This is a genomic window from Deltaproteobacteria bacterium, from assembly GCA_016219225.1.
In the GTDB taxonomy this organism is placed as follows: domain Bacteria; phylum Desulfobacterota; class RBG-13-43-22; order RBG-13-43-22; family RBG-13-43-22; genus RBG-13-43-22.
On record JACRBX010000328.1, the window covers coordinates 1 to 6,882 of the forward strand.

The 6,882-nt window shown below is 51.4% G+C and carries 7 protein-coding genes; 4 read left to right on the forward strand and 3 right to left on the reverse strand.

The window, feature by feature from the left end; all coding sequences use genetic code 11:
* On the reverse strand, positions 1–1,043 hold a 1,043-nt coding region (locus tag HY879_26320; GenBank protein ID MBI5606861.1), incomplete at its 3' end, for an AMP-binding protein.
* A gap of 174 nt (positions 1,044–1,217) precedes the next feature.
* Between HY879_26320 and HY879_26325 the strand changes: the two genes are divergently transcribed.
* Genes HY879_26325 through HY879_26340 form a run of 4 tightly spaced genes read left to right on the forward strand, consistent with a single transcriptional unit; the run spans position 1,218 to position 5,889 of the window.
* A complete protein-coding gene (locus HY879_26325) occupies positions 1,218–2,123 on the forward strand; it encodes a radical SAM protein (protein MBI5606862.1) in 906 nt (301 codons plus the stop codon).
* Between the two features lie 38 nt (positions 2,124–2,161).
* Positions 2,162–3,718 (forward strand): DUF116 domain-containing protein, encoded by a 1,557-nt coding sequence (locus HY879_26330; protein ID MBI5606863.1) that lies wholly within the window; start codon positions 2,162–2,164, stop codon positions 3,716–3,718.
* Positions 3,711–4,778 (forward strand): NAD(P)/FAD-dependent oxidoreductase, encoded by a 1,068-nt coding sequence (locus tag HY879_26335; GenBank protein ID MBI5606864.1) that lies wholly within the window; start codon positions 3,711–3,713, stop codon positions 4,776–4,778. The genes HY879_26330 and HY879_26335 overlap by 8 nt, the downstream gene beginning before the upstream one ends.
* Positions 4,779–4,830: 52 nt before the next feature.
* Complete coding sequence (locus HY879_26340; GenBank protein ID MBI5606865.1) at positions 4,831–5,889, forward strand: radical SAM protein; 1,059 nt, start codon at positions 4,831–4,833, stop codon at positions 5,887–5,889.
* A gap of 61 nt (positions 5,890–5,950) precedes the next feature.
* On the opposite strand, the gene HY879_26345 is transcribed toward HY879_26340, so the two are convergent.
* Positions 5,951–6,307: a DUF5615 family PIN-like protein gene (locus HY879_26345; protein ID MBI5606866.1), complete on the reverse strand. Its 357-nt coding sequence runs from the start codon at positions 6,305–6,307 to the stop codon at positions 5,951–5,953.
* Positions 6,304–6,537: a DUF433 domain-containing protein gene (locus HY879_26350; GenBank protein MBI5606867.1), complete on the reverse strand. Its 234-nt coding sequence runs from the start codon at positions 6,535–6,537 to the stop codon at positions 6,304–6,306. Before HY879_26350 ends, HY879_26345 begins: the two co-directional genes overlap by 4 nt.
* Positions 6,538–6,882: the final 345 nt, after the last annotated feature.

A 6,882-nucleotide genomic window follows, 5' to 3' on the forward strand; every position in this document is an offset into this window, starting at 1 on the left:
GGGGCGGCCCCGGAGGCGCAATAGATAACTGATTTGAGGTCGAATTTATTGACCAGAGGGTGGTTGATAATGGCGCTGTAAAGGGTCGGCACTCCATGAAGAACGGTTACTTTGTATTTCTGGATCAGGTTTAAGACTTCGGTAAAGGGGGGATTCCCGGCCCTGGGGTCCGGAACGCAGACCACCCGAAAACCTCCGGCACAACAGGCCAGCAAGGTCAAGGTTAAACCATAAGAATGATACCAGGGCAACACACCGAGATAGGTTTGATTGCCCATGAGGGAAATTTTTTGGGCCGGGCCGCCGTCTTCCGGATCAATCCGGGCCCATTCGTCCAGCATAGCCAGATTGGAACCGATATTATTATGGGTCAAAGAAGCCCCTTTCGGTACTCCGGTGGTGCCCCCGGTGTATAAGATCAGGGCCAGATCCTCCACCGGATCGATTTTAAGGACAGGCGGGTCAGGTGGGGTTTTCAGGGCTTCCCGAAAGGGTATATGCTGAGGGTCCAAAGAGGGGGCCTTGGGGATTTTCCCCAGAAGACCGCCGATAAAGCCCTTTAGAGGGGGAAGAAAATCCTTAATACCGCAGACAATAACGGTTTTTACCCCAGTCCCTTTAATGGCCTCCAGGGCGGTGGGGTAAAAAACAGGATGATCCAGGACAAAAAGGGCTTCCGCCCCGGAATCCTTGAGCTGAAAATTCAACTCCTTGGCCGTATATAAAGGATTACAGGTTACACAAACCGCTCCGGCTTTTAAAACACCAAAAAAAGCGACCGGGAAATGGGGTAAGTTGGGTAGAAAGAGGGCCACCCGGTCTCCGGGTTTTATCCCTTTCCGGACCAGGAAGGTGGCGGCCCGGTTGGCCATATCCTGGATTTCCAGGTAAGTCTGATGGCGATCGGCGAAAATAGTATAAGTTTGATCCGGTGTTTCTTTGACCCGGTCATCCAGGATTTGATAAAGGGGTTGAGGGGGCTTACTTAAAGTGTAAGGTACTTCCTTGGGCCATTTATACTTATGCCAAATTTGTTGTTCCATGGGGACCCTCCTGGTTTTATTTTAATCCGAAAACGATCATAGAAGAAAAATCAGCTTAGGGCAATAGGATATTTTACGTTCCCGGGAATGACGGGTTATTACGATTTCATCAATAATGGAAATTAATATTTATAGGTTGATCTCCGGCCTTTTTTTTTAATATACTGGAAGCAAATGGACCATCAAAGAAAACCCATCTCTTTTTTCTTCCCGGCCTTAAAAAAAGTCGAGGCCCCGCCCTTCCCCTTAACAAAATCCTGCGGGACAGGGGCCGTATCGGTTACGGGCAGCCATTGTGCACTGACGTGTAAGCATTGCGGAGGAATCATCTTAAAGAATATGCAGGCTGCCAGAACCCCCCAGGCTTTAAAGGAAGCAGCCCGCCGAATGGCCGAAAGGGGGGGGCGGACTATCCTGATCAGCGGAGGGGCGGATCAGGAAGGAAAGGTTCCCTTGTTGGATTTTACCCCGGTTATTAAAGAGATTCGCTCTGAATTGGGGTTAAAGGTTCTGGTCCATACCGGCCTGGTTTCTCCTCTTATGGCCGATGCCCTGGCAGAAGCCGGGGTGGATTTGGCCCTGCTGGATATCATCGGGGACAATCGGACCATTCGCGAAGTCTACCATCTTAAGGCCACGGTTGGAGAGTATGAGCAATCCCTTAAACGCCTTACTGATCGGGCTATCCCAACAGCCCCTCATATAGTGATGGGACTCCATTTTGGGCAAATCCTGGGAGAACCGCGGGCCTTGGAGATGATCGCCCCTTATCCCATAAAGACCCTGGTGCTGGTCGGATTTCGGCCCATCCCCAAAACGGTCATGGCCAAAACGCCCCCTCCGGATCCGGAGGCCATGGGAGAACTGTTTGCCTTAGCCCGAAAACTATTTCCCCAAACACCGGTCGTTTTGGGTTGTGAACGCCCTTTGGGGCTTCACCGTCGCAAGACCGATTGCCTGGCTATCGAGGCGGGGCTGGATGGAATCACCTATCCAAGTGACCGGGCCGTTCAGATGGCCGAAGATTTGGGGATGGACGTTTCTTATCATACTGAGTGTTGCGCCCTGATCAATTCATGATAGAGCATAATACAGCCATAATCCGGCATGGAACAGCCATGCTACGAATTATCGACACCGGCCTATTAAGCGGGGCCGAGAACATGGCCTGGGACGAGGCTTTGCTATCGGCCCGGGTCCAAGGAATCATCCCTGATACCCTCAGGTACTTGCGGTTTTCCCCTCCGGCGGCCCTGGTGGGCTATCACCAGGCCGTGGCTGAGGAGATCCGGGTGGATTACTGCGCCCGGGAGGGGATTGATATCAATCGCCGGATCACCGGAGGCGGGGCCGTTTTTTTCGATGAGGGTCAATTGGGCTGGGAATTGATTGCCTCCAGAAAATCCCTTTCCCTGGGCCTGACCATGGAGGAGATCACCGGGGCCATCTGCCGGGCCGCGGCCCGGGGATTGCAAACCTTGGGGCTGGAGGCCCGATTCCGTCCCCGGAATGATATTGAAATCCAGGGCCGAAAGATTTCCGGCACCGGGGCGGCCTTTGAAGGGGATGTTTTCCTCTTTCAGGGCACCCTGCTGATTGATTTTAATCTCGAACACCTGATCAAGGCCTTGCGCATCCCCGTTGAAAAATTGAACCACCGGGAATTGACTTCGGCCCGGGAGCGGGTAACCAGTCTGAAGGAACAGCTCGGTCGGGTCTCTTCTCTGGAAGAAGTAAAAGAGGCCCTGGAAAAAGGCCTCGCTAACGGATTGGGCATTCGTTTCCAAGCCGGAGAAATTACCGCGCAGGAAGAAGACCTGTTCCGGCAACGACTGCCCGGGATGCTTTCAAATAAGTGGATTCAGGGCAACAGGATCCCCTTCCGGCCTCAGGAGGTGTTTCGCTCCATCCATAAGGAAGACGGGGGCTTGATCCGAACGGCCGTCAAGGTCGACGTTAAGAAGAAAAAAATCAAAGACCTTTTGATTACCGGGGATTTTTTTATCCATCCCCGCAGGGCGGTTTTTGATTTGGAGACCGCCCTGAAAAATACGGCCATAAAAGACCTGGGCATGGGCGTGGAAGGATTTTTTAAAAAAAACCGGGTGGGGCTCATGGGTTTGCGTCCCGGGGATTTTTCCCGGGCGATTCAATTAGCCGTGGCCAAGACGGCCTATCCAGATCTGGGGTTTTCCTTTGAAGAGGCCGATTTTATGACCACCTTCAACGGATCCCTGTCGGAGATTCTGGAACAATGCGAATTACTCCTGCTGCCTTATTGTTCCAAGCTGCCTGAATGTGAGTACCGCGCCAAGGACGGCTGTATCCAGTGCGGCGGGTGTACCATCGGCGAGGCCTTTGCCCTGGCCAAGGGAAAGGGCATCAAGGTGATCACCATCCAGAATTATGAACACCTGGTGGAGTCCCTCGAAGAAGAAAAGCGAAAGGGCCTTAAGACCTATATCGGCTGCTGCTGCGATGCCTTCCAGCTCAAAAGGCAGGAGGCCTTTAAACAGGCAGGCTTGTCAGGTCTATTAATCGATATCGAAAACACCACCTGTTATGAATTGAACAAGGAAAAAGAGGCTTATCAGGGGGTCTTTGAGAAGCAGACCCATTTGCGGATAGGGTTGCTGGAAAAGGTTTTGAAATTGGTAGGATCAGAGAATGTCTGAGTATCAACAATGGACCTGCGATGTCCTGGTGATCGGGGCCGGACCGGCCGGAAGCATGGCGGCCCGATTCGCGGCTCAGGAGGGGGCTGCCGTTATCCTCCTGGAACGGCGGGAGCGGGTCGGTCTCCCGGTGCGTTGTGCCGAATATGTGCCCCTGCCCGTGAGCCGATATGTGGAATTAAACCGTCCCGGCCTTCTGGTTCAAACGGTCCGGGCCATGCAAACTTTTATTCCCGGAGACGCTGTTAAAGAAACGGTTGTCCCCGGTGCAATAATCAACCGGGACCGCTTGGACCAGGAGCTGGCCGGTTTGGCGGTCAAGGCCGGGGCAGAATTAAAAACAGGGATCCAGGCCTGGACCCGGCAGGGCGATCAGGTTGTTGCCCGGGAGAAAGAAGGGTTGGTCAGGATTTCAAGCCGGGTCATCATCGGGGCCGATGGCCCTTCCTCCCAGGTGGGCCGGTGGATGGGAAGCGGTCATAAGGAATTTTTAATTTCCGCCCAGTACCGGATTTCCCTAACAAGGCCCTTGGACCATACGCGTATCTATTTCCGTCCTTATATCCAAGGAGGTTATGGCTGGCTTTTTCCGAAAGGGGGCGAGGCCAACTTGGGGGTCGGCATCGTTCCTTCTTTACACAAGGGCTTGAAGAAAGTCCTTGATCAATTTAAGATGGAATTGGCCCAGGAAGATTTGATAAAAGATGCGATCAAAAGGCAAGGAGGAGGGATCCTTCCGGTGGGCGGACTGATTCCGGTGGCCAAAGAGAATATGATCCTGGCCGGCGATGCGGCCGGGACCTGTCACCCCATAACCGGGGCCGGTGTGGGCAATGCCCTCCTTTCCGGCGAAATGGCCGGCCAAGCGGCGGCCGAGGCGGTTCGAAAGGGAAATTTTCAATCTCTTAAACAATATGAGAAAGAATTAAGAGGTCTTCTGGGGCACAGCTTGAATCTCGGGGTCCGAAAGAGAAAGGCTATGATGGCCCGGTGGAACAGACCGGATTTTTCCGAAACCATCCGTCAAAACTGGATCGCTTTCAGAGAATATTATAAATAGCGGACAGCGGTCAGTCGCCCGCTTGTCAAAGATTTTAAAAAAGAGGTCTTAAATGCTTTCTCCAAAAAAAAGAACTTCGACGGAACAACCGAGCAGTCCGGAATACCTTCAAATGAGCCTGGCTGCGGCTATGACCCTGGGGCTGAAAGAAGGGTTGTTTTTTAGAAATGCCCGCCTTTACTGCCTGAATCTTTTATTGACCTACCCGGAAGGGTGCCGGGCCAATTGTGCCTATTGCGGGTTACAAAAATCCAGGGAAGGGGCCTTTGGGGAAAAAAGTTTTATTCGGGTGCCCTGGCCGACTTACGATCTGGAAACCATCATGAGAGAGACGATCGCCCATAAAGCCCGCCTCCATCGGGTGTGTATCTCCATGATCACCCATTCCCGGGCCGTACAGGACACCCTTTATCTGACGGAAAGATTCCACCGGGAAGTGGGCCTCCCGGTTTCCATCCTGATGAACCCAACCAGCATGAAACCCTCCGACCTTCAGGAAATGAAAAGGAAAGGTGCCCAGATGGCCGCCGTGGCTCTCGATTTGGCCACGGAAGATTTATTTGACCTTCATCGGGGGAAAGGGGTGGGCGGCCCTCATCGGTTTGACCAATACTGGGAAATGCTCTCGGCGACGGCCGAGGTCTTTGGGAGAAACAAGGCCGGCTGCCACCTGATCGTAGGCATGGGGGAGAGAGAGGACCAGATGATCCAAAGGATCCAGAAAGTAAGGGATCTAGGTGCCCGCACCCATCTGTTTTCTTTTTTTCCGGAAAAGGGGTCCCGAATGGCCCACAAGAAGTCCTGTCCGGTGGATCAATATCGCCGGATCCAATTGGCCAGATACCTGATTGACTTTGATCATTGCCGGGCAGAAGACCTGGAGTTCGATGACCAGGGAAGAATTATTTCATTCGGTTTGAAGAAATCCGAGGTAGAACAATGGATTGATACGGGGAGACCCTTCATGACCAGTGGTTGTCCGGGAGGAGGAATGGAAGCGGCCTGTAACCGCCCCTATGGGGACGGCCCGGCCAGTGACATCCGGAGTTTCCCCTTTCCACTGGAAGCGCAGGATATCGCCCTGGTAAAACAACAATTGGGGTGGGAGTGAGACCTCCTTTAAATGAAAACCATAGGGTTGCATCTTTTATATTGAAATTTGGTAAGGGCAGCTATCCGAGTTTCCGAAACCGGTGCCTTCCCGGTTCGACGACTACGAAAGCCTGTGTTAATTCAGTTTCGGAGTGTTCCTCCAAAACTCGGGCCAATTCCTGATGAGTTGTATCTTGGGTTGAGGGCATCATCCGCAGATAGATCACTCCCGCACCTAAACCTTGTACAAAGACAAGGCCTCCAAAATCCCTATCGCGGGTGATAAAAATGCGACTTTGATCATGGGCAATCTCGAGCAGATCAGAGTCACTTGAACGAGACAACCCAATTTTAGCGACGGTGACTACGTCGTGTCCCAGACCGATGAGAAATCGGCCAGTTGCCGCATAGACATCCTGATCAAGAAGGAACTTCATGCGGCGACCGTTGCAATGTGAATATCTTCTGCGGTCATTATTTCAATAGCATACTGAATGCACGCACGAATATCTTCAAGCTGGAGATCGGGGTAGTAGTCTTTGATGATTTTTTCAAAAGTAATCCCTTCCTTTATTAATTCCAGGACATTCTGGACGGGAATTCGAGTGCCCGAGACACAGGGTTTCCCAAAATGAATATTGGGATTAATTTGAATTCGTTCTTTCATATTCTTCCCCTCCGACAAGAATTAAATTTTTCATAATAATAGTTTAAAGCAGAGATAAAAGAGGGTCAAGGAGAAAAAGATAACGGAAGACAAAGTGTTTGGAATCTTTCTTGACGGCCCGGATGTTTGGCCCGCCAAAGGGGGAGCTATATTCTGATATTTTATTTACCCATATCAAATAATATAAGCGAGTATTTTCCGACATAAATTAATATACTCAGGAAAAAATGTGAAGAAAAAAGCTGATAACTTGATAGTATAGGAAATTCCTTTTTTGACAATGGTCAGGCTATAGACGGTTAAGGGGGGGGAGAATAATATTTTATTTATGGAATCATATGGTTA